Genomic DNA, 1524 nt, shown 5'->3' with positions numbered 1-1524 from the left:
GCCGATCTGTCGCTCGAGGATTTCAGGCGTCTCCCGGGGCTCTATCGCCGCTGGGAGCTGACCGAGGTCTGCGAGCCCAACCGCAACTATCAGATCGAGGACGCCGGCGCCCACGCCGACGGTACGCCGCTCTTGGCGATCTACGTCGCCGAGCCCGCGCCCGACGTCCGCGAGGCCGCGTGATGCGCCTCCTTGATCACATCATCCCACGGAGAACCGCCATGCCGGACCAGCCGGACGCCATCACGCGTCTTCGCAAGGCGAGCTACGCCCTTGAAGACCTCCCCGAAACCATCGCCCTCCCGCAGCGCGCCGGTGACGAGCTGCGCGAGCCGCTGCCGGTCGTCGAGGCGACCGTCGATGAGATCGCCTTCGCGATCGTGGAAGCGGAGCGCGAGAACTCGGCCGCCTACCGCCGAACCGACGCGCTGAAGCGGCTCTACAAGCTCGCCCGCGAGGCGGGGTGCATCGGCGCAGATCGCGCCGCCACTGCGGTGATCAAGAAGGAGGGCCAGTGATGGCCCTTCCCATCATCGGCGCCGACGAACGGCTCGCGCAGCGCAAGGGCATCAAGGGTGTCATCTTCGGCCGGTCCGGCATCGGCAAGACCAGCCTGCTCTGGACGCTGAACGCCTCGACCACGCTCTTCCTCGATCTCGAGGCTGGCGATCTGGCGGTCGAAGGGCTGGAGATCGACACTCTCCGGCCGCGCACATGGAAGGAATGCCGCGACTTCGCGGTGTTCATCGGCGGCCCGAACCCGGCGCTGCGCGAGGACCAGCCCTACAGCCAGGCGCATTTCGACGAGGTCTGCGGCCGATACGGCGATCCGGCGGTGATCGGGAAGTACGAGACCGTCTTCATCGACTCGATCACCGTGGCCGGGCGGCTCTGCTTCCAGTGGTGCCGCGGCCAGCCTGAGGCGTTCTCCGAGAAGACCGGCAAGCCCGACATCCGCGGCGCCTACGGGCTGCACGGCCGCGAGATGATCGGGTGGTTGACCCACCTCCAGCACACGCGCGGCAAGCATGTCTGGTTCGTCGGCATCCTCGACGAGAAGCTCGACGACTTCAACCGCAAGGTCTTCCAGCCGCAGATCGACGGCAGCAAGACCGGGCTCGAGCTGCCGGGCATCGTCGATCAGGTCATCACCATGGCCGATATCCCGGACCCCAGCCGCCAGCCGCAGCGCGCCTTCGTCTGCCAGACGCTGAATCCCTGGGGCTATCCGGCCAAGGACCGCTCGGGGCGCCTCGACAGGGTCGAGGCCCCGCATCTCGGCCGATTGATGGAGAAGATCCAGCGCCCCGCGGCGCCTGCCGCCGAACGTCTGTCCTGGCCGCCGGTGACCCCGGCCGATCCCGCGCCCGCTGAGGAGCCCGGCCATGGCTGAGCGCCTCTCGCCAAGCCCGGTGTCCCGATCCGGTCGCCGGGGTGGCTTTCCCCTTCTGACGCCGCTGCGCGTCCCACCCTCCAACTGAAAGGAGCCGCGCAATGTCCGGACCCTGGAACGACTTCAACTCC

The 1524-nt window shown here is 68.4% G+C and carries 3 protein-coding genes; all 3 read left to right on the top strand.

Annotated features, from left to right (window positions below):
• The coding region (locus G5V65_RS21795) for a hypothetical protein (RefSeq protein ID WP_165054704.1) at positions 1-183 on the top strand (183 nt) is incomplete at its 5' end.
• A 38-nt stretch (positions 184-221) separates the two neighbouring features.
• Positions 222-518, top strand: a complete 297-nt coding sequence (locus G5V65_RS21790) for a hypothetical protein (protein WP_165054710.1) — start codon at positions 222-224, stop codon at positions 516-518.
• Positions 518-1393 (top strand): ATP-binding protein, encoded by an 876-nt coding sequence (locus G5V65_RS21785; RefSeq protein ID WP_165054707.1) that lies wholly within the window; start codon positions 518-520, stop codon positions 1391-1393. The genes G5V65_RS21790 and G5V65_RS21785 overlap by 1 nt, the downstream gene beginning before the upstream one ends.
• Positions 1394-1524 lie beyond the last annotated feature (131 nt).

Origin of the sequence: Paragemmobacter kunshanensis (assembly GCF_011059185.1) — a bacterium.
GTDB classification, from domain to species: domain Bacteria; phylum Pseudomonadota; class Alphaproteobacteria; order Rhodobacterales; family Rhodobacteraceae; genus Paragemmobacter; species Paragemmobacter kunshanensis.
Note: the sequence above shows the minus strand (reverse complement) of the source record. Positions and strands in the feature narration are given on the sequence as shown.